This window comes from Knoellia sinensis KCTC 19936, from assembly GCF_000768705.1.
Classification (GTDB): Bacteria; Actinomycetota; Actinomycetes; order Actinomycetales; family Dermatophilaceae; genus Knoellia; species Knoellia sinensis.
The window spans coordinates 148547-171290 of sequence record NZ_AVPJ01000005.1; the positions used below are offsets into that span (position 1 = coordinate 148547).

The 22744-nt window shown below is 68.6% G+C and carries 23 protein-coding genes and 1 riboswitch; of the genes, 7 read left to right on the plus strand and 16 right to left on the minus strand.

Features of this window, described 5'->3' with window-relative positions; translation table 11 throughout:
* Positions 1 to 32 precede the first annotated feature (32 nt).
* The 7 genes from N802_RS08710 to N802_RS08735 all read left to right on the plus strand — a co-directional run bounded on the left by N802_RS08710 (position 33) and on the right by N802_RS08735 (position 4732).
* Positions 33 to 944, plus strand: a complete 912-nt coding sequence (locus tag N802_RS08710; protein ID WP_211254366.1) for an aldo/keto reductase — start codon at positions 33 to 35, stop codon at positions 942 to 944.
* A gap of 1 nt (position 945) precedes the next feature.
* Positions 946 to 1545: a phosphoribosylglycinamide formyltransferase gene (purN, locus tag N802_RS08715; RefSeq protein WP_035914817.1), complete on the plus strand. Its 600-nt coding sequence runs from the start codon at positions 946 to 948 to the stop codon at positions 1543 to 1545.
* 1 nt (position 1546) lies between these two features.
* Positions 1547 to 1625: riboswitch (ZMP/ZTP riboswitch) on the plus strand.
* A gap of 65 nt (positions 1626 to 1690) precedes the next feature.
* Complete coding sequence (gene purH / locus N802_RS08720; RefSeq protein WP_035915109.1) at positions 1691 to 3343, plus strand: bifunctional phosphoribosylaminoimidazolecarboxamide formyltransferase/IMP cyclohydrolase; 1653 nt, start codon at positions 1691 to 1693, stop codon at positions 3341 to 3343.
* 308 nt (positions 3344 to 3651) lie between these two features.
* Positions 3652 to 3852 (plus strand): hypothetical protein, encoded by a 201-nt coding sequence (locus N802_RS08725; protein WP_035914821.1) that lies wholly within the window; start codon positions 3652 to 3654, stop codon positions 3850 to 3852.
* Between the two features lie 48 nt (positions 3853 to 3900).
* Complete coding sequence (locus N802_RS20200; RefSeq protein WP_156971335.1) at positions 3901 to 4071, plus strand: hypothetical protein; 171 nt, start codon at positions 3901 to 3903, stop codon at positions 4069 to 4071.
* A gap of 86 nt (positions 4072 to 4157) precedes the next feature.
* On the plus strand, positions 4158 to 4379 hold the full coding sequence (locus tag N802_RS08730) for a hypothetical protein (RefSeq protein WP_156971336.1): 222 nt from the start codon (positions 4158 to 4160) through the stop codon (positions 4377 to 4379).
* An 89-nt stretch (positions 4380 to 4468) separates the two neighbouring features.
* Positions 4469 to 4732 carry a hypothetical protein gene (locus N802_RS08735; RefSeq protein ID WP_035914827.1) on the plus strand — a complete coding sequence of 88 codons (264 nt, stop codon included), beginning with the start codon at positions 4469 to 4471 and terminating at the stop codon, positions 4730 to 4732.
* Between the two features lie 2 nt (positions 4733 to 4734).
* On the opposite strand, the gene bar is transcribed toward N802_RS08735, so the two are convergent.
* From bar to N802_RS08815, 16 genes are all read right to left on the minus strand, one after another.
* Positions 4735 to 5880: a barbiturase gene (bar, locus tag N802_RS08740; protein WP_035914830.1), complete on the minus strand. Its 1146-nt coding sequence runs from the start codon at positions 5878 to 5880 to the stop codon at positions 4735 to 4737.
* 48 nt (positions 5881 to 5928) lie between these two features.
* Positions 5929 to 6870 (minus strand): carbamate kinase, encoded by a 942-nt coding sequence (locus tag N802_RS08745; RefSeq protein WP_245613881.1) that lies wholly within the window; start codon positions 6868 to 6870, stop codon positions 5929 to 5931.
* A gap of 147 nt (positions 6871 to 7017) precedes the next feature.
* Positions 7018 to 7875 (minus strand): class I SAM-dependent methyltransferase, encoded by an 858-nt coding sequence (locus N802_RS08750; RefSeq protein ID WP_035914835.1) that lies wholly within the window; start codon positions 7873 to 7875, stop codon positions 7018 to 7020.
* 29 nt (positions 7876 to 7904) lie between these two features.
* Positions 7905 to 9434 carry an acetyl-coenzyme A carboxylase carboxyl transferase subunits beta/alpha gene (locus N802_RS08755; protein ID WP_035914837.1) on the minus strand — a complete coding sequence of 510 codons (1530 nt, stop codon included), beginning with the start codon at positions 9432 to 9434 and terminating at the stop codon, positions 7905 to 7907.
* Positions 9431 to 10606, minus strand: a complete 1176-nt coding sequence (locus N802_RS08760; protein ID WP_035914838.1) for a CaiB/BaiF CoA transferase family protein — start codon at positions 10604 to 10606, stop codon at positions 9431 to 9433. The genes N802_RS08755 and N802_RS08760 overlap by 4 nt, the downstream gene beginning before the upstream one ends.
* 192 nt (positions 10607 to 10798) lie before the next feature.
* Complete coding sequence (locus N802_RS08765) at positions 10799 to 11275, minus strand: nucleoside deaminase (RefSeq protein WP_035914839.1); 477 nt, start codon at positions 11273 to 11275, stop codon at positions 10799 to 10801.
* Complete coding sequence (locus N802_RS08770; protein ID WP_035914841.1) at positions 11272 to 12132, minus strand: NmrA family NAD(P)-binding protein; 861 nt, start codon at positions 12130 to 12132, stop codon at positions 11272 to 11274. Before N802_RS08770 ends, N802_RS08765 begins: the two co-directional genes overlap by 4 nt.
* Positions 12133 to 12138: 6 nt before the next feature.
* A complete protein-coding gene (locus N802_RS08775) occupies positions 12139 to 14166 on the minus strand; it encodes a hydantoinase B/oxoprolinase family protein (RefSeq protein ID WP_245613883.1) in 2028 nt (675 codons plus the stop codon).
* A complete protein-coding gene (locus N802_RS08780; RefSeq protein ID WP_035914844.1) occupies positions 14163 to 16295 on the minus strand; it encodes a hydantoinase/oxoprolinase family protein in 2133 nt (710 codons plus the stop codon). The genes N802_RS08775 and N802_RS08780 overlap by 4 nt, the downstream gene beginning before the upstream one ends.
* Before the next feature lie 201 nt (positions 16296 to 16496).
* Positions 16497 to 16913: a type II toxin-antitoxin system VapC family toxin gene (gene vapC, locus N802_RS08785; RefSeq protein ID WP_035914847.1), complete on the minus strand. Its 417-nt coding sequence runs from the start codon at positions 16911 to 16913 to the stop codon at positions 16497 to 16499.
* The gene (locus N802_RS08790; protein ID WP_156971337.1) at positions 16910 to 17119 is read right to left on the minus strand and encodes a type II toxin-antitoxin system VapB family antitoxin; all 210 of its coding nucleotides are present in this window, start codon (positions 17117 to 17119) and stop codon (positions 16910 to 16912) included. Before N802_RS08790 ends, vapC begins: the two co-directional genes overlap by 4 nt.
* A 128-nt stretch (positions 17120 to 17247) precedes the next feature.
* Positions 17248 to 18180: a carbon-nitrogen hydrolase family protein gene (locus N802_RS08795; RefSeq protein ID WP_035914849.1), complete on the minus strand. Its 933-nt coding sequence runs from the start codon at positions 18178 to 18180 to the stop codon at positions 17248 to 17250.
* Positions 18180 to 18899 (minus strand): SRPBCC family protein, encoded by a 720-nt coding sequence (locus N802_RS08800; protein WP_035914850.1) that lies wholly within the window; start codon positions 18897 to 18899, stop codon positions 18180 to 18182. Before N802_RS08800 ends, N802_RS08795 begins: the two co-directional genes overlap by 1 nt.
* Positions 18896 to 21319 carry an aerobic carbon-monoxide dehydrogenase large subunit gene (cutA, locus tag N802_RS08805; protein ID WP_035914852.1) on the minus strand — a complete coding sequence of 808 codons (2424 nt, stop codon included), beginning with the start codon at positions 21317 to 21319 and terminating at the stop codon, positions 18896 to 18898. Before cutA ends, N802_RS08800 begins: the two co-directional genes overlap by 4 nt.
* Complete coding sequence (locus N802_RS08810; RefSeq protein WP_035914854.1) at positions 21316 to 21846, minus strand: (2Fe-2S)-binding protein; 531 nt, start codon at positions 21844 to 21846, stop codon at positions 21316 to 21318. The genes cutA and N802_RS08810 overlap by 4 nt, the downstream gene beginning before the upstream one ends.
* Complete coding sequence (locus N802_RS08815) at positions 21843 to 22715, minus strand: FAD binding domain-containing protein (RefSeq protein WP_035914858.1); 873 nt, start codon at positions 22713 to 22715, stop codon at positions 21843 to 21845. The genes N802_RS08810 and N802_RS08815 overlap by 4 nt, the downstream gene beginning before the upstream one ends.
* Between the last annotated feature and the right edge of the window lie 29 nt (positions 22716 to 22744).

Below are 22744 nucleotides of genomic sequence, written 5' to 3' on the forward strand. Positions count from 1 at the left end.
TCAAGCGTGGGTGAGGTCCTAGCGTGCCGGACATGCGCCGAACCGAACCTGCCCTGACCTCCGTGCTGGATCCCGCCGCATTCGGACGACAGGGGTTCGGTGCCATGCGGCTGCGTGACGACGCGGTCAGCGAGGCGGTCGGTGACCCGGACCGGGACCCACTGGCCGTGGTGCACGCGGCGCCCGACGCGGGCGTCTCGATGGTCGACACGGCTGATGCCTACGGGAACGAGGAGCTCGTGGGGCGAGCGATCCGCAGTCGCCGTGACGAGGTGGTGCTCGCCAGCAAGTTCGGCCTCGTGCGGACCGAAGACGTGGCAGGAGACTTTGGTGTGCGGGCTGACGCGGCCTATGTGCGGCAGGCGTGCGAGGCGAGTCTCCGGCGGCTCGGCGTCGACGTCATCGACCTGTACTACCTGCACCATCGCAGCGACGAGGTTCCCATCGAGGAGACGATGGGTGCGATGGCGGACCTGGTGGCGCAGGGGAAGGTCAGGGCTCTCGGCCTCTCCAACGTCACGGCCGACGACCTGCGTCGCGCCCATGCGGTCCACCCGGTCATGGCGCTCCAGGAGCGCTGGTCGGTTCTGGACCGTGAGATCGAGCTGGAACTGGTGTCAACTGCGATCGACCTCGGCACGATGATCGTCGCCCACTCGCCCCACGGCCACGGGCTCCTGCACCGGACCGACGCGTCCGGGTCCGGGATCGGACCCGGCCTGATGACATCACTCGCCGAGATCGCCGCGGCCCACGACGTGACCCCGGGACAGGTCGCGCTGGCGTGGGTGCAGCACCGTCAACAGGTCCACGGGATTCCGGTCGTCCCCCTGCCCGGCACCACACGGGTCAGCCACCTCCGTGCGAACCTCGCGGCGGCCCATGTGGTCCTCAGCAGGTCAGAGCTCCGGCGTCTGGACGAACCGGGGATTGCGTCTGGATAGGGTGCTCGGCGTGAACGCACCCGCCGGCATCGTCGTCCTCGTCTCAGGCTCGGGGACGCTCCTCCAGGCGCTCATCGACGCCAGTCTCGACCCGGCATACGGCGTTCGCATCCTGGCGGTCGGCGCGGATCGGGACGACATCGAAGGCCTGCGTCGCGCGGAGCGAGCCGGCATCGACACCTTTGTATGCCGGGTGCGCGACTTCCCGGACCGAGTCGCCTGGGACGAGGGGCTGGCTGCCGAGATCGCCTCTCGCGCGCCGGACTTCGTCGTCTCCGCCGGGTTCATGAAGATCCTCGGTCCGGCGACGCTCGGCGGGCCGTTCATCCTCAACACGCATCCTGCGCTTCTCCCGAGCTTCCCCGGGGCCCACGCGGTGCGCGATGCGCTGGCGCACGGCGTCAAGGTCACCGGGACGACGGCGCACATCGTGGACGCAGGTGTCGACACGGGGCCGATCCTCGCGCAGCGAGCGGTCGCCGTGAGTGAGGACGACACAGAGGAGACGCTGCACGAGCGGATCAAGGTCGAGGAGCGGGAGCTCCTGGTCGACCTCGTGGGCGCTCTGGGACGTGGCGAGCTGGTCCCGCCGGGCCGCTAGAATCGGGCGCGACGACTGGCGCGGGTGGACCACCACCGGGGAGTCACATGGGAGTTGCATCGCCCGCCTGGGTGCACCCGGCAGTTCACTGAACGACCGTACCCACCGCACGACCGCACCCCACGCCGCGATTGGAGCCATGACCATGGCCGTTTCCGTCAGCAAGCCCGGACCCACGCAGGACCGCCGACCGATCCGTCGGGCCCTCATCTCGGTCTTCGACAAGACCGGACTGGAGGACCTGGCTCGGGGCCTGCACGAGGCGGGAGTGTCGATCGTGTCGACGGGTGGCTCGGCCAAGCTCATCGAGGGGCTGGGCATCCCGGTGACCGAGGTCGCGGACCTCACTGGCTTCCCGGAGTGCCTCGAGGGTCGCGTCAAGACGCTGCACCCGATGGTGCACGCCGGCATCCTCGCCGACACGCGCAAGCCGGACCACGTGGAGCAGCTGGGTGAGCTCGGGGTCGAGCCGTTCGACCTCGTCGTCGTGAACCTCTATCCGTTCGCGGACACGGTCGCCTCCGGTGCCGCTGCCGACGACATCGTCGAGAACATCGACATCGGTGGACCCTCGATGGTTCGAGCCGCGGCAAAGAACCACCCGAGCGTGGCCGTGGTCGTCGACCCGACGGCATACGGCGATGTTCTGGACGCAGCGCGGGGTGAGGGATTCACGTTCGAGGAGCGCAAGGCGCTCGCGGCGAAGGCGTTCGTGCACACGGCGACCTACGACGTCCACGTCGCGTCGTGGATGGGCAACGCCTACGTCGACTCGTCGGAGGGTTCGGGATTCCCGGCCTGGGTCGGCGCGACGTGGACCAAGTCCACAGTGCTGCGTTATGGCGAGAACCCGCACCAGAGTGCGGCGCTCTATGCCTCGGGGTTCGCGCCGGAGCCGGGGCTGGCGCAGGCGAAGCAGCTGCACGGCAAGGAGATGTCCTACAACAACTACGTCGACGCCGATGCTGCGGTGCGGGCGGCATATGACCACGGCGACAAGCCGACGGTCGCGATCATCAAGCACGCGAACCCGTGCGGGATCGCTGTGGGCGCTGATGTCGCGGACGCGCACGCGAAGGCGCACGCGTGCGACCCGGTGTCGGCGTTCGGCGGGATCATCGCCACGAACCGGCCCGTGACCGTCGAGATGGCACGGACGGTCGCCGACATCTTCACCGAGGTCGTCGTGGCTCCCGGCTTCGACGCCGAGGCACTCGAGGTGCTGACCGCGAAGAAGAACATCCGCCTGCTCGAGGCGGCGGCGCCGTCGCGGGGTGGGGCCGAGATCCGGCCCATCTCCGGTGGGTTGCTGATGCAGCACCGCGATGCGGTCGACGCCGTGGTGTCGGATGACGCTGGTGCTGTTGTTGGCGGGGACGACGCGGCGAACTGGCGATTGGTGTCCGGGGACGCCGCGGACGAGGCGACGCTCGCGGACCTGCAGTTCGCGTGGCGCTCCGTGCGTGCCGTGAAGTCCAACGCGATCCTCCTCGCTTCGGGCGGGGCGTCGGTCGGGATCGGCATGGGCCAAGTGAACCGCGTCGACTCGTGCCACCTCGCGGTGTCGCGCGCGAACTCGGGTGCTGCTGAGGAAGGTGGCGTCGAACGGGCGCGCGGGGCAGTGGCGTCGTCGGACGCGTTCTTCCCGTTCGCCGACGGACTCCAGGTGCTCATCGACGCCGGGGTGCGCGCGGTCGTGGCGCCCGGCGGGTCGATGCGGGACGGCGAGGTCATCGAGGCGGCGCAGGCTGCCGGCGTGACGCTCTACTTCACGGGCACCCGCCACTTCGCCCACTGAGTCCCAACCCCAACCTGGGCACACCCGCTCGTCCCGACCTCACCGAATTCCTCCGTTCGGGACGTTGAACCATTGATCCCGAACCGAGGAATTCGGTGAGTTCGGGACGTTGAACCATTGATGTCCCGAACCGAGGAATTCGGTGAGTTCGGGACTGGTGGTGATCCAGTGGCTCAGGTGGGCGGGTCCGCTCTGCCCTGATCTCGCCATGGGGCGAGGGGTCTTCGGAGGGATGTCGTCGAGCGCGAGACCGCAGGATATTGGCGTTGGGACCGGCGGGGCCTCTCGCTGGGGAGAGGGATGGGGTCATGTTCTGGAACATCCTCGGCAACGCCGTGCTCGTACTACTCTTCACGCTCATCGTGGCGGCGTTCATCACGCTCGTCGTCGAGATCCTGCGCGATTGGAGTTTCGGACGGACGATCGCGGCGCACGACCGTGTTGAGTCCAACGGTCACGTCCGAGCGGTAGCGTGGGCTCGGCGCCATCGGCGACCGCCTGCTCACTGAAGCAGGGGATGGAACTGACCATCGTGGGTTGGTGGAGGAGTTGGGCTGATGTTCTGGACCATCGCAGGGATCGTGGTTCTGGCCGTCCTCGTCGGGGCCTGGATCTACGACCGCAGGTTCGGTCACGACCTGACTCATCGCGACGCCGAGAGGTTCAACCGGGCCCAGGGCGACGCGGACGTCACTCGCTTCAACACCGGCAGCTACGGCCCTCCGTAGGGGGCCTGCGCCCACGGCACGGTTGGCGACGGGCAGGCACGTTGTGACCATCGACTGCGCACCCGCCGCAGGTTGACACTGAAGTCGTGGCCCGGGCCTGCAGCCGGGCGGATCGGAGCGGCGTCATGTGGTGGTTGTGGGGCAGCATCGCAGTGGTTATCGCGGTCGTGTTCGTCGGCGCGTGGCTCTTCGACCGTCGGCACACGGGTGACCTGACGGACGCTGGCGACGCTGGCGACCGCGTCGCGCTGGAGGCGAAGAACTTCCAGCGTCAGGTGGACAACGGCGGCTACGGCGGCGGCTTCTGAGCCGACAGCCACTGTGGGCTGGCCTGCCCGGACGCGGCGACCCGTCCAACGCCCAGTGAGTCGAGGTTCTCAACGCGGGAGGTGAGGCCATGTCGAGCGCATTCAGGACCATCATCGGCGTGGGGTTGCTCGTCTTCTTCATCGTGGGATTCGCTGCACTCTTCGTCGAGATCGTGCGAAGCCACACGAGGAAGCGTCCGATGACGTGGCGCGAGCACGCTCGGGCCGGCGCCACACCGGAGTCCCTGAGGTCGTCTAGCGCGGACGGCAGCCGCGGCGGCGACTACGGGGGCTTCTTCGGTGGCGACGTTGGTGGTGGTGGCGGTGGTGATGGAGGGGGCGGGGGAGGCTGAGGTCAGGTGGTGGGTCCAGGTGCTGCATAGCCGGTCGGGTCCCCGGAGCCGAGGTCGACTATCGCGGCCACCGGGCCACCTCCATCGGGACCTTGGTGGGCCGCCGAGACCGACACGAACACTGCCGGGTCGCCGGTCACCGACGCCGTGACTCCACCGACGGCCGACTTGATCTGGCGGTGCCAGTGCACGTCGGAGTCGTCGAGCATCGCGTTGCGCCGACCACGGACCTGACCGTCCTGGCTCACCTCGCACTTGAGGAAGACGTTGACCAGGCGCCCGCCGATGTCGCTCGTGTGGGGGCGTTCGGGCAGCTCGAGCCCGGCGTCCTTGATGGCGTCCCAGATGCCGTCCGCGTCGAGAGCGTCCCGCATGACGGAGTGGCCGATGCGATAGCGGCCACCGACACCACGTGCATTGCCGACCACGACGACCTGTGCCTGGTCTAGCTCGACGCCCGAGGAGCATGACGCCACGGACGAATAGAGCGACCGGTTGTGCATCACGTCAGCATCGGTGGGCATCTCGATCTCGCCGAGGGCGACGGCGATGCCGAGTCCGGTCGTGCCGTTGGAGAGGTCCATCGACTCGTGGGTGTGCTCGGTCCAGACCTTCTGCCCGCGGGACTTCGCGTCACGGATCGTGTGGATCGTCAGCAGCGGCGTCTTGGTCTGCACGTAGTGCACATCGGCCGGATCAGTGATCCCCGCGCGCTCCATCGCGACCCTCACCGCGTCGGCGACCTTCGTGATCATGCCCGTATAGCCGATCTCCTCGGGCAGGATCGCCTCACTCATCGCGAAGCCCACCGTGAGGCGCAAGTCGTCCGACGGCTCGGCCTTGTCGGCGGGCACCGTGGCGAAGATCGTGGCGTGCGGGCTGATGATGCCGTCGGTGCCACCGGACCACACGATCGGGACCTGCTTGACCTGGTCGGCGGGAGCGCCCTTCTCGACGAGCACCTCCCGGAAGGCCCGGTCGGCAATGATGCGCGTGTAGTCGTTGACGCCACCGTTGCCCTCGGTCTTGCCGATGATGGCGATGACGCGGCTCGCCTCCATCACCCCGTCGTCGATGAGCTTCGCGAGCTCGGAGGCGTCGGCGACGCTGTGGATCGGAACCTTGCGGACCTCAATGGCATCGGGCACGGCGGTGGGCCTTTCTGTCGGAGCTCGGTCTCGGGCTCTAGTGGTGTCTCAGTCTTCGGGGCTGGTGTCGATGACGGTGCCGAACTCGTGCTCGACGGCGTCGGTGATGTGGGCGAGGGAGGTGATGATGCTGCGACCGCCGGTCTGCGCGAACCGCATGGCGGCGTCGACCTTGGGGCCCATGGAGCCGGACGCGAACTGGCCGGACGCGGCATACGACTGCATTTGCGCGAGCGAGGTGAAGCCGAGCGGTCTCTCATCAGGGGTGCCGTAGTCGACCATCGCGTGGTCGACGTCGGTCGCGATGATGAGGATGTCGCAGCCGAGGGCTGCGGCGAGCAGCGCTGCGGTGAGGTCCTTGTCGATGACGGCCTCGACGCCGCGCAGCGATCCATCCGCGTCGCGCACGACCGGGATGCCGCCCCCACCCGCGGCAACGACGATGTGTCCCGCTTCGACGAGGGCGCGGATCGCGGGGAGGTCGATGATCTCGCGGGGCTCGGGCGAGGCGACGACGCGACGCCACCCCTTCTCGCCGCGGTCCTCCCACTGCTGGCCGTGCTCGATCATCGGGCGGGCTTCATCCTCCGAGAGGTAGCGCCCGATCGGCTTCGTCGGTTCGCGGAAGTGCGGGTCGTCCTCGGCCACGAGGGTGCGTGTCACGAGCGCGGCGGTCGGGCGTTCGACTCCGCGTCGGCGCAGGGCCGGCTCGAGGGCGTCGAGCATGGTGAAGCCGATCGTTCCCTGCGTCTGGGCGCCACACCAGTCGAGTGGGACTGGCGGGACGACCCCGGCCGCGAGCTCGTTCTTGACGAGGAGGTTGCCGACCTGGGGGCCGTTGCCGTGGGTGAGGACGACGTCGTGCCCAGCAGCGACGAGTTCGGCGATGTGCTCCATCGCCCCGGTGATCGCTTCGACCTGGTCGCGGGGGCGCGCGGACCCGTCGGCGGCCGTCATCGCGTTGCCACCCAGCGCCACGAGAACTCGCACCGACTCACCTCCCGGACCAGCCGGCATACGAACGATTCCGTATGCCGTGTGCCGACTTCGTGTGATCGCGAGCCTAGGGACGGGCGCACCACAGGGGCGTTGGCATCACCTGACAGGCAGTGCCCCCACCTTTGGCAGGTGTCGTGGTCAGCTGCGGGTGGCGGTGACGAGGAGGTACTCCCAGTGAAGGATCATGTGGCCGTCGCCGCGATCGAAGCGATCCGCGAGCGCGACGAGGTCGGCGTCGAGTGCCGCCACTCGCTCGGGATCGTCCGCAATGAACCGGTAGACGGCGATGGTCGGGCCGTAGTTCGCCTTGAAGAAGTCGACGAAATCCTCCGAGGCCGGGAGGGTGTCGACGACGAGGTCCTGCGTCACGGCGTGCGCGATCTGCACTCGTTCGCCGAACAGTTCACGCACATGGTCGAGGTGGCCCCACAGCGGAGGCGGCTGGGCACCGGGCGGCGGTGGCGGAGCGTAGGGCTTCATCGTCGCGAACATCTGCCCGATGAAGCCTTCGGGAGTCCAGCTGAGCAGCCCGATCGTGCCGCCGGGGCGGACGATCCGGACGAGTTCGTCGGCGACGACCTCGTGGTGGGGCGCGAACATGACGCCGACGCACGACACCGCAGCGTCGAACTCACCGTCACCGCTGGGGAGGTTCTCGGCGTCGGCGACGACCCAGTTGATGTCGAGACCCTGCTCCTCGGCGTGGGCCCGGCCGACGTCAAGGAGTTCGGGCGTGAGGTCGCTCGCCGTCACATCGGCGCCAGTGCGTGCTGCAGGGATGCTGACGTTTCCGGAGCCAGCAGCGACGTCGTGGATGCGTTGTCCTGCACCGATTCCCGCTGCGTCGACGAGGATGGGACCGAGCGACGCGATGAGGTCGCTGGCGACGACGGGGTAGTTCCCCAGTGCCCACATGGCGCGGTGCTTCGCCTTGAGTTCGGCGTCGTCGCTGGCGGGCGCTGTCCCTGGGGTGCTGGGTGAAGTGGGAGTGCTCATGGGCCTGCCTTTCGGACGTGGCTGGCGGGTCAGAGACCACCCTTCATCGTAGGACTGCTGCCCACTCCGAGGGAACGGTATCGGGAGTGCCGGTCGGTGAGGCGCTGCTCGGGGTCGAGGTCGGAAAGGTCGGTGAGCTCATGCCGGATGGCCTGACCCATGCGACGGCAGAACGCCTCTGGCTCCTGGCTCGCGTCGGGGTGCTCGGCGACGATCCGGTCGATGATCCCGTCCTCGAGGAGGTCGAGCGATCGGACGCGCTGGCGCTCGGCGAGTTCGGGCGCGCGGTCGGGGGTGCGGTGGAGGATCGCGGACGCACCCTCGGGCGGGAGCGGCGAGAGCCAGGAGTGCTGGGCGCTGATGACCCGGTCGGCTGGCATGAGCGCGAGGGCGCCACCGCCCGTGCCCTGACCGAGGAGGACGCAGACGGTGGGGACCTCGAGGACGACCAGGTCGGCGAGGCAGCGCGCGATCTCGCCGGCCATGCCGCCCTCCTCCGCCTCCTTGGAGAGGGCAGCACCAGCGGTGTCGATGATGCTCACCAACGGCAGGTTGAGTTCGGTCGCGAGCCTCATGCCGCGACGGGCGACGCGCAGCCCGGACGGCCCGAGGGGCGCCTCGCTCTGTTCACCTCGACGGTCCTGTCCGAGGACGACACAAGGGGTGCCCTCGAAGCGGGCCAGAGCAAGGAAGAGCGAGCTGTCCCACTCGCCGGCGCCCGTGCCGAACAGTGGCAGGACATCGGTCGCGCCGAGCTTGAGGAGTGCGCGCACGCCGGGTCGAGAAGGCTTGCGGGACAGCAGGATTGAGTCCCACGCGGGGATGTCGGGGAGCGGCTCGAGGGGCACGTCAGGAGCGGGGGTCGAATCGTGTGGCGCGAGGACGAGGTCGAGGAACCGCGCTGCCGTCGCGGTGAGCAGTTCGACCGGGAGCACGGCGTCGAGGAGCCCGTGCGCGAAGAGATTCTCTGCCGTCTGTACGCCCTCGGGGAACGGCTGCCCATAGAGCGCCTCATAGACCCGAGCACCGAGGAAGCCGATGGTCGCGCCTGGTTCGCCCACGGTCACGTGTCCAAGCGAACCCCACGACGCGAACACACCGCCGGTCGTGGGATGGCGCAGGTAGGTGATGTAGGGCAGGTGCTCCTTCTTGTAGGCCGCCACGGCTGCCGAGATCTTCACCATCGTCACGAAGGCCGGAGTGCCTTCCTGCATACGCGTGCCACCACTGGCCGGGGCTGCGAAGAGTGGGAGGCGCTCGCGGGTGGCGCGCTCGAACGCGAGAACGATGCGCTCCGCCGCAGCAACGCCGATGGAACCCGCGAGGAACTTGAACTCGCCCGCGATGACGGCGACGCGGTGCCCGCTGATCGTTCCTTCGCCGGTAACGATGGACTCGTCGGTGGCGGCCTTCTCGGCAGCGGCGGCGAGCTCCACGGCATACGTGCTTCCCGGCTCGGCCACCGCGAGAGGTGACTCGTCCCAGGACTGCCACGATCCGTCGTCGACGACGGCCGCGATGAGTTCGGCGGAGGTGGGCCGGGAAGGCTTGTCGGTCACGCGGGGTCCTCCTCGGCGAGCCACGCTCGCACGCTGTCGTTGTGCTGTCCGAGTGTCGGGGGCGCCTGGTGGGTCTCGCGGCCACCGGCGAAAGTGTTGTCGTCCAAGCGGATCGGCGGCCCGGGGATCTCGATCGAACCCAACACGGGGTGGTCGACGTCGAGGACGAGCCCCTGCGAGCGGGTCTGGTCCCAGTCATAGACGCGGTCGAGGGTACGCACTTCACCGGACGGGATGCCGAGCTCGGCGAGGCGGGGGAGGAGGTCATCGAGCCGCCACGTCGCGAAGGCCTTGTTGAGGGTTGCGGTGACGCGGTCGCGGTTGGCCATGCGCTCTCGGTTCGTGACCATGCCGGGGGTCGCCGGATCGATGCCGAAACCCTCGGCGAGCTTGACCCACAAGGACTCCGCGCCACAGGCGACCTGGACGTCGCCGTCCATGCAGTGGAAGAGGCCGTAGGGCGCGATGGAGGGATGGTGGTTGCCCTGGGCGTGACCGACGTGACCGGCGACCGTGTATGCCGTGCCGTGGAGTGCGTGCGACGCGACGATGGCTCCGAGCAGGCTGGTGCGGACAACCCGGCCCTTGCCTGTCGTCGTGCGTTCGTGGAGTGCGGAGACGACACCGTAGGCGCCGTACATCCCGGCGAGCAGGTCGCCGATCGGGACGCCGACTCGTTGCGGGTCCTCGGGGGTGGAGCCCGTGAGGGACATGAGCCCGGCCTCGCCCTGCGCGATCTGGTCGTAGCCCGCGCGGCCCCCTTGGGGTCCGTCGTGCCCGAAGCCACTGATGCTCAGGACGACGAGTCGCGGGTTGAGCTCGTGGAGGGCGTCGTTGCCGAAGCCGAGGCGATCCATGACGCCCGGGCGGAAGTTCTCGACGAGCACGTCGGCGCGCTGCACGAGCCGGGTGAGGACGTCGCGGCCGTCATCGGACTTGAGGTCGAGGGTGATCGACTCCTTGTTGCGGTTGGCGGCGAGGTAGTAGGTCGAGATCGGGTCGTCCTCCGGTCCCACGAACGGCGGACCCCAGCCACGGGTGTCGTCGCCGGTCCCGGGGGTCTCGACCTTGATGACGCGAGCCCCCATGTCGCCGAGCATCATCGCCGCGTGCGGTCCGGCGAGGGCACGAGACAGGTCGACGACGACGATGTCGTGAAGGGGTCCGCTCACGGCTCAACTCCTTGGTCGGGGGCGTGGGTCGAGCCTAGGCAGGGGAGGGCGTCAGGGGTTCGGTGAGGTCGTGGCAAGACGAAGGTCACACCGTGTCACCTTCTGCCAAGATCGCAAGAAGACGGGCCTGTATGCCGTCCGCTCACCTCTGCGTCCACCGCGCGAGTGCTGTCGGAGTGACGTTAGCGGGGGTCAGTACTCCGTGCGGTTGGGCGACGCGCGCCAGGCGTCGAAGGGCTCCTCGGAGCGTGCGGTGGGAACATGCTCACGCCGCAGCGGCCAGGGCTTCCCGTCCCCGCCCGGGTCGAGCAGTCCGTGGAACACGGCGTCGTCGAACCCCGCTGCTGCGGCCGCGTGCCGGTCCGCGGCATGGACGATGGCGTCCACGCGGGCCCACAGTGAGGCCGACAGGCACAACGGGCACGGCTCGCACGACGCGAACACCGTGGCGCCGGTCAGCGCGAAGTCGTTGACGTCACGGCAGGCCGCACGGATCGCCATGACCTCGGCGTGGGCCGAGGGATCGAGGTCGATCGTCACCCGGTTGGCGCCCTCACCCAATACGACGCCGTCGCGCACCACGACTGCCCCAAAGGGTCCCCCACCCCGAGCGACGTTCTCGATCGCCAGGTCGATGGCACGGTCGAGCCACTTCTGCTCGTCTGTCATCGGTCCATGCTGGCAGGACTCGCGGTCGGGCGATAGAGGACGTCGGCCCACGTGCACGGTTCACGGCCGAGCAGCGTGCGCAGCGTCGTCGGGTTCCCGACGAGGCCCTCCCGGTCGTAGCAACGGAACATCGCGACGAGATCCGCCCTCGCCTGACCCACGAGGTGGGAGCCCTCGTCCGCGACCCACTCCTCGAGCGGCAGCCTCACGGCATCGACGGGATGCCCCAGCACGTCAGCGGCAATCCCCGCCATCTCGCGCACCGTGAGCTCCTCCGGGCCGGCGAGGTCATAGGTCTCGCCAGCGTGTTCGTCCCCCAGGAGCGCATCGGCCGCGATCTGGGCGATGTCGTCGAGATCGACGTTGGAGAACGGCGTGTCCACCGAGTAGGGAACCTCGATCCGCCCCGATCTCGCCTCCCGCTCAAGGTTCTGCAGGTAGGCGGATGGCCGCAGGATCGTCGTCGACTCCAGTCGTGTGCGCACCGTCGTCTCGGCCTTGGCCTTGCGCAGGTGGTGCGGCATCGACGCGTCCTCGGGGTGCAAGACCGAGTGATACACGAGTCTCGAAACTCCCTGCCGCACAGCTGAATCCGCGATGTGTGACGCCATCCGAACTTCGTTCGAGTCAACGTTCGGAGCCATGTGATAGACCGCCGACGCACCCGCCACCGCTGCCTCGACGCCCATTCCGGACACGAGGTCCACCGGGACCACGCGCACCAGGTCGGACTCGTGGACCGTGGATCTGCGCCCCAGATGGACCGCGGCGCGCACGGACACCCCGCGATCCACGAGCGCGCGTGTCACCGCCCGGCCGGTCTTGCCGGCCGCTCCGATGACGACGACGTCGCTCAGAGGGCATCACATCCAGTCGTACTCGCTTGCCCGCTCACCGCCCGCGAGCTGTGCGTAGCCGGGTCCGCGGTCGAAGAACGGCTCGTCGGGACGATTCTCGCGCAGTTCCGTGCGCAACGCCTCACTTGCGTCCATGTCCACGCTCACCGTGTCGCGGTCGCCGGTTGCGACGACACCGTATGCCGTCCGCGCACCGTCCACGGACACCTTGCCCCAGCGGAGGTCACGTTCTACCTCGTCGAGTGGGCGCTCCAAGGGGTCGCCCCAGCCGCCGCCGCCGGTGGTGCGGATGCGGATGACCTGCCCTGCCTTGACCGGCTCGGCGTCGGCCAATGCGTCGACGACTCGCTCGTCCGGTCCACCGACATCGATGGTCACTTCGAACGGACGCCCGGCCTTGCCGCCCTTGACGCCCCAGCACGCAAGGATCGACCGGTCCGCGATCGACATGAAGTGTCCGTCGCGCAGCATCCGGATGTGCTTCTCGTAGCCGAGACCGCCCCGATAGCGTCCCGCGCCACCGGAATCGACAGCGAGGCCGAGGCGCTCGACGATGAACGGGAAGCGCGACTCGGTGAACTCGGTCGGCAGGTTGCGGGAGTCGGGGACGACGTGGATGGTGTCCTCGCCGTCGGCGTAGTAGCGACCGCCAGAGCCACCGCCGAGGACCTCGCGCATGAGGTAGTCGTTGCCGTCGCGGTCCTTGCCGTAGACGCCCGTGTAGCGGATCGTCTCCTGGTCGGCCGGCATCTGACCGTCGACGGCCTTGGCGACGACGCCGGCGAGGACGCCGAGCAGTCGCAGGATGACGAACGTCCGCGCGTTCGTCGGCGCCGGATAGATCGGGGTGAGCAGGGTGCCCTTCTCGGGGAAGCGCATCTCGATGAGCGGCACGATGCCCTCGTTGACGTCGAGCTCGGCCATCCGCTCGGGGGTGTCGGCGAGGTTGCGCAGGATCGGGGCCAGCCACTTCTTGAGGAAGTTGCCACCGACGTAGTCGCCGCAGTGGTTGATCGGCCCCTTGGCCTGGGGTGCGGTGCCGGTGAAGTCGATGATGAGGCGCGGCCCACCCGGGAAGTTCGTCTCGGAATCGGCGGGTGCGTCGTCGACCTTGGTGAGGGTGATGCGCTGGGTGTGCAGCTGCGGCTCGTCGACGCCGTCGTGCTCTGCGTAGTCCTCCCAGACATAGGTCCCCGCCGGGATCTTCGAGAGGATCTCGCGGCGGTAGGTCTCGGTCGTGCTGTCGAGGATCGCGTCGAACGCCGCCTCGATGTCGTCGCGGCCGTAGCGTGCGAAGAGGTCCGACAGGCGCCTCGCGCCCATGAGGCAGGCGGAACACTCGGCATCGAGGTCGGCGGCGAGGCTGTCCGGCATCCGCGAGTTGCGCGTCATGATCCGCAGGGCTGCTTTGTTGGGAACTCCCTTGTCCCACAACTTGATCGGCGGGACGGACAGCCCCTCCTCGTGGACGCTCGTCGCGTTGCTCGGCATGGACCCGGGTACGGCGCCGCCGATGTCGTCGTGGTGCCCGAAGGCCTGGACGAACGCCACGACCTCGGGTCCGTTTCCGTCGTCATGGAAGACGGGCACCGTCACGCAGAGGTCGGGGAGGTGGCCGATGCCACCCTCGGACTCATAGACGTCGTTGTGGAAGAAGACGTCGCCTTCAGCCATCTCCTCGAGCGGGAAGTCCCGCACGATCGGGTGGACGAGCGCCGAGTAGGACCGGCCGGTGAGCTTGCGCAACTGCCGGTCGTGGATGCCGGCCCGGAAGTCGTGGGCGTCGCGGATCATGGGGGAGCGGCTCGTGCGGGCGATCGCCGTCTCGACCTCCATCTCGACGCTCGCGAGGGTGCCCTGGACGATCTCGACGAGGATCGGGTCGACGCTCGATCCCGGTGCGGTGAGGCGCTTGCCGTGTTCGTATGCCGTGGGGAGACCCGCCGGGTTCACGGCGGCTTCCGACGTGGTCGAGCCGTGCGGGGTCGAGCCGTGCGGGGTCGAGCCGTGCTGGGTCGAGGCGGCGGTGTTCACTTCTCCTCCTGCGTTGTCGACTGCTTGGTGATGACGAGGTTGCCCAACCGGTCCACACGCACCGTGAAGCCGGGGTGGACCGGGACCGTCGAGCCGAACTCCTCGATGATCGCGGGACCGCTCACGGTGTCGCCGGCGCGGAGGTCGGGACGCCACCACACTCCGGTCTCGACATAGCCGGCGTCGGCGTCGAAGCACACCTGGCGGGTGGAGCGGCGCGCCGACGCCTGACCCCCCGGCGCACCTTCTGTCCCAGTGGACGATTGTTGTCGGGACTGCAGCTCGCGCAGCTCGGGCCGAGTGATCGGTCCGACACCGGTGACACGCAGGTTGACCCACTCGACCTGCTGGGTGGGATCGTCCCGGAAGTCGTAGCCGTACAGCTGGCGGTGAGCGTCGTGGAAGGCGGAGGCGACGTGCACGGCATACGAGTCATCGACAGCCACATCGGAAGGTGCGGTGACGCGCACCTCGTAGGCCTGTCCGAAGTAGCGCAGGTCCACCGTCCGCGTGAACTGGTGCTCGGAGGCCGCAAAGCCCTCCTTCTCCAACGCGGCAGCGGCGCGCTCCGTCAGCGACGCGAACGTCTTCTCGATCCCTGCGTGGTCGAGGGCCGAATGCTTTGCGACCTGCGTCTGCACATAGTCGTTCTTCACGTCGACGGTGAGCAGACCGAAGGCGCTGACGTTGCCCGGGTTCGGAGGGACGACGACGCCGGCGAGGTCGAGGATGTCGACGAGACGGCACGCGAGGAGCGACCCGGAGCCGCCGAACGTCGTGAGCATGAAGTCGCGGACATCGAGGCCGCGCTTGACCGAGACCTGGCGGAGGGCGTTGGCCTGGTTCCACGCCGAGATCTCGAGAATGCCTGTGGCACACCGCTCGTAGTCGAGTCCGAGCCGCTCCGCCAGGGCCGAGATGCCTGCCCGCGCAGCGTCGACATCGAGCGGAATCTCGCCGCCGAGCAGGTGCGGAGGGATCCGTCCGAGCGTCACGTGCGCGTCCGTGATGGTCGGCTCCGTCCCACCCTTGGCGTAGCAGAGCGGCCCCGGGTCGGCACCCGCCGAGTGCGGCCCGACCTTGAGCGCACCCTCCGGAGACACCCAGGCAATCGACCCGCCGCCCGCTCCCACGGTGACGACGTCGATCATCGGGATCTTGCTCGGATAGGCGCCGACCGTGCCCTCGGTCGTGAGCGTCGGCTCGCCGTCGAGCACCACGGACACGTCGGTCGAGGTGCCGCCGCCGTCACAGGTGAGGACCTTGTCGAAGCCGGCCTTCTGAGCGATGAGCGCGGCACCCAGCGCCCCGGCCGCCGGTCCGGACAGGACCGTGGTGATCGGCTGGTGCACCACCTCGTCGGCGGAGAGCACGCCCCCGTTGGACTTCATCACATAGAACGGGATGGGCCGCCCGCCAGTGAAGCCCTGCAGCCGCTCGTGGATGTTGCTCACGTAGCGGCTGACGTTCGGCTTCACGGCCGCGTCGACGAGGGTCGTCATGGAGCGCTCGTACTCGCGATACTCGCGGAGCACCTCGCTCGAGATCGACACGATCGCGTCGGGATGCTCGCGCCGCAGGATCTCGCGCATTCGCAGCTCGTGGTCGTCCGCGGCATACGAATGCAGGAAGCAGACGCCGATCGTCGTGATGCCCCGCTCACGGAACCACCGCGCAGCGGCGACGGCGTCGTCCTCATCGAAGGGCCGGATCTCGTTGCCCTCGAAGTCGAAGCGCCCGCCGACCGTGCGCACCGCGTCCGCCGGAACGATCCGGTCCGGCTTCACCCAGAAGTACGAGTTGCCGTAGCCGTCGGGCACGGCCTGGCGGGCGATCTCGAGCATGAACTCGTAGCCCTCGGTCGTGATGAAGCCGAGTTGCTCGACCTTGCCCTCGAGGAGCTTGTTGGTCGCGACGGTGGTGCCGTGGCAGACGGCGGTGATGTCGTCGCCGGTCGCAGCCATCAGGTCCAGGACCTTGTCGATGCCGCTGATGAACCCGTCGGCGGGGTTGCTCGGCGTGCTCGGGGTCTTCGTCGTGACGAGTTCGCCCGAGTCCTCGTCGAACGCGACGACGTCCGTGAACGTGCCGCCGGTGTCGATGCCGATCCTGATCCGTCGCTGCGCCATGCCGTCGATTCAAGCGGTGTATGCCGTCCGCTCGCCTTGGCAATGAGTGCCAACGGATCGCCGTGGTCGCCTCACAACCCGCCGACTGGGCTGCGAGCCGGGTTGTCGTCCCGAGGGCCGTCAAGCGCGGGCGTCGAGAGTGAGGTCCGCCGAGATTGGCCAGACTTGGCCAAGCCCTCCGGGGCAGGCATTGATCGCCAGTCAGGCTGTGGGCGCGAAGGAGCGGGTCTTCAGGCTCGAGATGGAGGCGATGGTGTCGAAGTCGGCGTCGCGATGGACCAGCGTCAGTTCGTGTCGGATGGCCACGGCCGCGATGAGGCAATCGTTCATCTTGCGAACCGTCCGGCCCGTCTGCCGGGCCGCACGGTGCAGCGACGCTGCGGCAGCGAAATCCAGGTTCGGGTCGAGCCGGATCAGCGTGAGGCTCTCGACGAGTTGGCTGATCTTCGTCAGTGCGTGGGCCGTGGTGGGGCCGGCGAGGAGTTCCACGGCGATGGGCTCGGTGATCCCGACTGCATTCGGAGATGTGAGGAGCGCGTCACGGACATACAGGTGAGCCGCCGAGTCGGTCCCTCGAAGGAACTCGATCCACACCGAGCTGTCGACCAGCTCCGTCACAGCGTCTCGTCGTCCGACGTGCGCATCTCGTCGAGGTCGCCCGACCAGCCGATGCCCTCGAGTTCCTTCACGAACTCGGGCGTGATCGTGGGGCCGACGGCCTTGCGGAGGGCGAGGTCGACCGCCTCGCGCTTGGAGCCCAGGTCGTACTTGCGGATCACCTCAGCCACGAGCGCATCATCAATGTCGATGTTGGTGCGCGTCATACACCAACGATACACCTCGTAGGGGCGTCGCACCCTCCAGCCCGCCGGAGGGGAACTGTGGAGTCCGGAGGGAAATGAAGCCTCCGAACCCTCAACCACCCCTCACAGGGAGCAAAAGTTGAGGCGGGTCAGTCGCCTTCGGGTTTGTGGTCGGGGCGGGGGCGACCATGCGGGAAGGACGTCTTCGCCGGGGACTCGAGGTCCTCGCGGTGGCGCCGGATGAGGTCGAGGTTGCGGTCGCGCAGGTGGTCGAAGCCCTGGCGGATGTTCGAGCCGGGAGTGAGCGACGACAGGGCCGTCTCGGGGTCGAGCCGGGCGGACACCCACCCTTCGTGCGAGGCAGCCTTGGCGAGGACCGTCGCATTCGGCGTGACGATGTGGCTGTTGCCGAAATAGATGACGCCCGCCGGGTCGATCCCCGTCGCGTTGGCACCGATGACGAAGACATGGTTGTCGTAGGCGCGCGCTCGTGACGTGAGCTCCCAGATGTCCGCGGACCGCAGGAGCGCCGACGGTCGGCAGATGATCTCGGCACCCTGCACAGCCTGGATGCGTGACAGTTCGGGGTAGTCGCCGTCAAAGCAGATGATCATCCCGATGCGCCCAAGAGCGGTGTCGCACACCGTGACCGTGTCCCCGGGCGTGACCCACCCGCCCCCGGCGACCGACTCGCTGGTGAAGGGGTGTGTCTTGCGATAGACCCCGAGCACCTCGCCGTTGGTGTTGATGAGCACGGACGCGTTGTGGACGGTCCCCCGCTCGGCGCCGCGCTCGTAGGTGCCGAAGCACAGCACGATCCGGAGCTCGCGCGCCAGCTCCTGGAACGGCTCGGTCATCGTCCCGGGCAGCTCGCTCACGAGGTCCCAGAGCATCTCGACCGAGCAGTCCGGCGTGAACCCGGTGGTCACCGACTCGGGCAGCACGACGAGGTCTGCCCCTGTCGCGGCCACACAGCGCCGGATCATGTCGAGAGAGCGGTTGATGTTGGCGTCGACGACCTGGGGCGTCAACGACCCGCGCGCGGGGCCGATCTGGATGGCGGCCGCGGTCAGGGGGCGCATCAGCGGCCTCCGACGAGCCAGCCGACGACGACGCCGGCGAGGGCGATGGCGGCTCCGAAGAGGGCACCGGGGACGAAGCCCGGTCCGCTGGAACCGCCACCAGCGGCGGAACCGGCGGACCCGGCATACACGCGTTCAGAGCTGCCCAATTGGGTGAGTTCGGTACGGGACACGCCGGTATGCCGTCCGCCCGCCGCAGCGTCGTCCCGTGCGGAACCGTCCAATTGGGTGACTTCGGTACGCGCCGGAGCAGACGATGGGGTGAGTTCGGGCCGGGAGTCGCCGGCGATGTCGGCGTCGAGGGCCTGGAACATCTGGCCGGCCATCTTGCGCGCGACCCCGGCGAGCATCCGCTGGCCCACGCCGCCGACCGGGCCCCCAACGACCGCGTCGGCCTCGTAGCTGATGGCGGTCCCGCCACCATCGCCCGGAGCCAGCGCCACGTCGACGGTGGTCGAGATCGTGCCGGGGGCGCCGGCGCCGTCGGCCTTCATGGTGAAGGCGGTCGGCTCGGTGACATCGGTGATCGCCACCTCCCCCTCGTAGGAGCCCTTGATCGCCGCGACTCCCGCCATGACGGTCATGGCGTAGCGACCGGGCGACAGTTCGCGCAGCGACTGGCAGCCCGGAACGCTGCGGGCGAGGACGGCGGGATCGTGGACTGCCTTCCACACCTGCTCCGGGGAGGCGTTCATCGTTGCGGTGCCGGTGATCTTCATGCGGACTCCTGGGTGGTGCTGGAGCGAGGGTTCGTGGAGCGAGGGTTCGCGGCTTGGTGGCGGCGGAGGTCCCACAGTTCGTTGGGGCTGATGGGCATGGACCGGATCGGGAAGCCCTCGGCGTCTTCGATCGCCGACGCGATGACAGCCGACACCGGGATCGTGCCGGCCTCGCCAGCACCCTTGACTCCCAACGGATTCAGCGGCGAGGGAGTCTCGAGGTGGTCGGTCTCGATGTGCGGCACCTCGGACGCATAGGGGATGAGGAAGTCCATGAACGAGGCATTGAGGAGCTGCCCGGTCTCGTCGTACTCCATCCGCTCATACAGCGCCCCGCCGACACCCTGCGCGACTCCTCCATGGACCTGGCCCTCGACGATCATCGGGTTCACGACCGTGCCGCAGTCGTGAATGACGCAGTAGCGCAGGATCTTGATCTCCGCGGTGATCGGGTCGGTCTCGACGATGGCGGCGTGCATCCCGTTGGCGAACGTCGCTTGGGTGGGGGAGTAGAAGTCCTTGCCCTCGAGGCCGGGCTCGTCGTCGTCGGCGACTGGCGGCTTGTCCGGATCGAACGCGCCCGCGAATTGCGTTGCGGCCTTGGCGGATTCGTCGAAGGCGTAGCGCAATGGGTTCGACATGACGGCGACGGTCGACAGTGCGATCGAGGCGTGGGGTGCGCCCTTGACGCTGATCGTCCCGTCCTCGATCTGCAGGTCCTCCTCGGCGACTTCGAGCGCGTCGGCGGCGATGCGCAACGCCTTGGCGCGCACCGCTCTCGCGGCCAGTGCCACCGCATTGCCGCTCATGACGGCGCCGCGGGACGCAAAGGTCCCCACGGCATACGGCATTCGTCGTGTGTCACCCGTGGTGACGTGGACGTCGTCGATGGAGACGCCGAGCTCGTCGGCGACGATCTGGGCGAGGATCGTCTGGTGACCCTGTCCCTGGGTCGTGAGGCCGGTGGCGACGTTGACGCGACCGCTCGTCTCGACGTGGACGTGGCCGCCCTCGTAGGGGCCGACGCCGGTGCCCTCGACATAACAGCCGATACCGAGGCCGACCTTGCGTCCCTGCGCCTCGGCTTCTTCCTTGTATACCGTGAAGTCGTCCCAGCCCACCAGCGCCTTGAGCTTCGCGAGGCTTGCGGGGAAGTCGCCGGAGTCGTACTTGAGCGGCCGACCGTCCTGGAAGAGGAGCCCTTGGTCGTAGGGCATCTCCTCGGGCTGGATGAAGTTGCGGGACCGGACCTCGGTGCGGTCGATGCCGAGCTCGGCCGCGATGGCGTCCATGGTGCGCTCCATGGCGAAGCAGCCCTGGGGGCGACCGGCCCCTCGGTAGGGCGTCACGAGAACGGTGTTGGTGTAGAGCGACCAGAACTCAACGCGGTAGTTCTGCGGCTTGTAGGGCCCGAGCAACTGGGTCGCGGTGATGATCGGGACGATCACGCCGTAGGGGAGGTAGGCGCCGTTGTCGTGCCAGAACTTCACGTCGAGGGCGAGGAGGCGGCCGTCGTCGTCGAACCCGACGGTGACCTGCTGGAGCTGCCCGCGCTCGTGGGCGCTCGACGTGAAGTGCTCGCGGCGGTCCTCGGTCCACTTGACGTCGTGGTTGAGCCGGCGGGCAGCCCAGGGGACGAGTACCTCCTCGGGCCACGGGTGCATGATCTTGACGCCGAATCCGCCGCCGACGTCGGGGGCGATGCACTCGACCTGCGCGAGGGGCAGTTGGAGCTTGGCGGCGACGGCGGCCCGCACCCCGGTGGAGGTCTGGGTGGATGAGTGGATCCGCATGCGCTGCTCGTCCGAGTCCCATTGCGCGAGAACGCCTTTGCCCTCCATCGGCATGCACGCGCTGCGTTCGATCTCGAGGTCGAGCGTGAGAGTACGCGGAGCCTTGGCCATGGCGGCTTCGACGTTGCCGACCTCCTGGAGCAGGTGGGCCGCGACGTTGCCGGGGGCGTCGTCGTGGACGAGTTCGGCACCGTCGCGGGACTTCTCGATGCCCACGACCGGCGGCAGGTGGTCATAGCTCACGACGATGCGCTGGGCCGCGTCCTCGGCGATGTAGCGGTCGCGCGCGACGACCATGACGATCGCCTCACCGACGTGGTTGACCTCGTCCTTGGCGAGGGCGTAGCCGGTGCGGCCGGCTTCGATGCTCGGGTGCGGGATGAGCAGGGGCAGGCGGTCGCCCGCAGGTCCGTCGAGGTCCTCGTGGGTATAGACGGCAATGACGCCCTCGACCTCCACCGCCCCGTCGACGTCGATGTCGGTGATGCGGGCGTGGGCGTGTGGGCTGCGCACGAACGCCGCCTCCCACGCGTCGTGGCCGAGGTCGTCGAGGTAGCGCCCGTTGCCCGTGACGAGGCGCGGGTCCTCCTTGCGAAGCACCGGCGAGCCGAACTGGCGCGTCGTCATACGGGCTCACCCGGCTCCGCCGCCATTGCTCCCTCGGTGCCTTCGCGCTTGATCTCGGCGGCGCGCAGGACGGCCTTGCAGATGTTCTGGTAGCCGGTGCAGCGGCACAGGTTCCCCGAGATCGCCTCGCGCGCCTCGTCGATGGTCGGGTCGGGGTTCTCCTCGATGAAGGCCGTGATGGTCGTGACGAATCCTGGCGTGCAGAAGCCGCATTGGAGGCCGTGGCACTCGACGAAGGCCTGTTGGACCGGACCCATCGCGTCTTGAGTGCCGAGCCCTTCGGTGGTCGTGATCTCGTGCTCCTGTGCCGACACGGCGAACATCAGGCACGAACGCATCGGGTCGCCGTCGACGAGGACCGTGCAGGCTCCGCACACCCCGTGCTCGCAGCCGACGTGCGTGCCAGTGAGGCGCAGGTCGTGGCGTAGGAAGTCCGACAGGAGTCGGCGTGGTTCGACGGTGCGCGTGTGCTCGACCCCGTTGACGCGGAGCGTCACGTCGACGGTGACCTCGGAACTCGTGCTCATGACGCCACCTCACTCAGTGCGGTCGTGAGGGCTCGTCGGGTGAGCTCCGCGGCCAGCGCGCGGCGGTATTCGCTGCTCGCGTGGATGTCGGCCTCGGGGGCGATCCCTGCCTGCACGAGATCCTCCACACCGTCCCACGCGGATGAGAAGGGCTGTCCTGCAACGGCTTCCGTCAGATCCACCACGACCGGCACATCCGTGACCGAGACGTATGCCGCACGCGCACCTCTCACGACCGCGTCACCTCCCTGCCCCTCGACGTCGACGGCGACCCCCACGCCGGCGAGGGCGTAGTCACCGTGTCGGCGAGCCGACTCGAGGAACGCCGTGCGGGTCCCCTCGGCGAAGCGCCCGAACCGCACCGCCTCGACCAGCTCATCCGCCTCGAGCACGGTCATCAGCGGCCCTTCGAAGAAGTCAGCGGCGGCGACCTCGCGTCGACCTGCCGGTCCGACGACCTCGATCACGGCGCCGGTGAGCACTGCGATCGAGGGCATCTCGCCGGCTGCGTCGGCGTGGGCGATGGAGCCCACGGTCGTGCCGCGGTTGCGGATGGCCGGATGGGCCACGTTGCGGAGCGCTTGACGCAGAAGGGGGAGGACGGCATACGCCTCGGTGTTCTTCTCGAGGGACGCGTGCCGGACGGTGGCACCGACTCTGACGACGTCGTCGGAGACGGTCACGGTGTCCAGGCCGGCGACGCGATTGATGTCGACGAGGTGTGCTGGCTGCGCGAGCCGCATGTTGAGGACGGGGATGAGGCTCTGCCCCCCGGCGAGAACCTTGCCGTCGTGACCCACGTCCCCGAGCATCGCGACGGCTTCGTCGAGCGTGCGGGGCGAGTGGTGGACGAACGGGGCAGGCTTCACGTCGGGGGGTCAGCTCCTCGGGAGGGCGC

Bases quoted from the DNA above. Each gene is read 5' to 3' on its own strand.
- N802_RS08710 (WP_211254366.1), top strand. From the start codon at position 33: ATGCGCCGAACCGAACCTGCCCTGACCTCCGTGCTGGATCCCGCCGCA.
- purH (WP_035915109.1), top strand. From the start codon at position 1,691: ATGGCCGTTTCCGTCAGCAAGCCCGGACCCACGCAGGACCGCCGACCG.
- N802_RS08725 (WP_035914821.1), top strand. From the start codon at position 3,652: ATGTTCTGGAACATCCTCGGCAACGCCGTGCTCGTACTACTCTTCACG.
- N802_RS20200 (WP_156971335.1), top strand. From the start codon at position 3,901: ATGTTCTGGACCATCGCAGGGATCGTGGTTCTGGCCGTCCTCGTCGGG.
- N802_RS08735 (WP_035914827.1), top strand. From the start codon at position 4,469: ATGTCGAGCGCATTCAGGACCATCATCGGCGTGGGGTTGCTCGTCTTC.
- N802_RS08750 (WP_035914835.1), bottom strand. From the start codon at position 7,875: ATGAGCACTCCCACTTCACCCAGCACCCCAGGGACAGCGCCCGCCAGC.
- N802_RS08765 (WP_035914839.1), bottom strand. From the start codon at position 11,275: ATGACAGACGAGCAGAAGTGGCTCGACCGTGCCATCGACCTGGCGATC.
- N802_RS08780 (WP_035914844.1), bottom strand. From the start codon at position 16,295: ATGGCGCAGCGACGGATCAGGATCGGCATCGACACCGGCGGCACGTTC.
- N802_RS08790 (WP_156971337.1), bottom strand. From the start codon at position 17,119: ATGACGCGCACCAACATCGACATTGATGATGCGCTCGTGGCTGAGGTG.
- N802_RS08795 (WP_035914849.1), bottom strand. From the start codon at position 18,180: ATGCGCCCCCTGACCGCGGCCGCCATCCAGATCGGCCCCGCGCGCGGG.
- N802_RS08800 (WP_035914850.1), bottom strand. From the start codon at position 18,899: ATGAAGATCACCGGCACCGCAACGATGAACGCCTCCCCGGAGCAGGTG.
- cutA (WP_035914852.1), bottom strand. From the start codon at position 21,319: ATGACGACGCGCCAGTTCGGCTCGCCGGTGCTTCGCAAGGAGGACCCG.
- N802_RS08810 (WP_035914854.1), bottom strand. From the start codon at position 21,846: ATGAGCACGAGTTCCGAGGTCACCGTCGACGTGACGCTCCGCGTCAAC.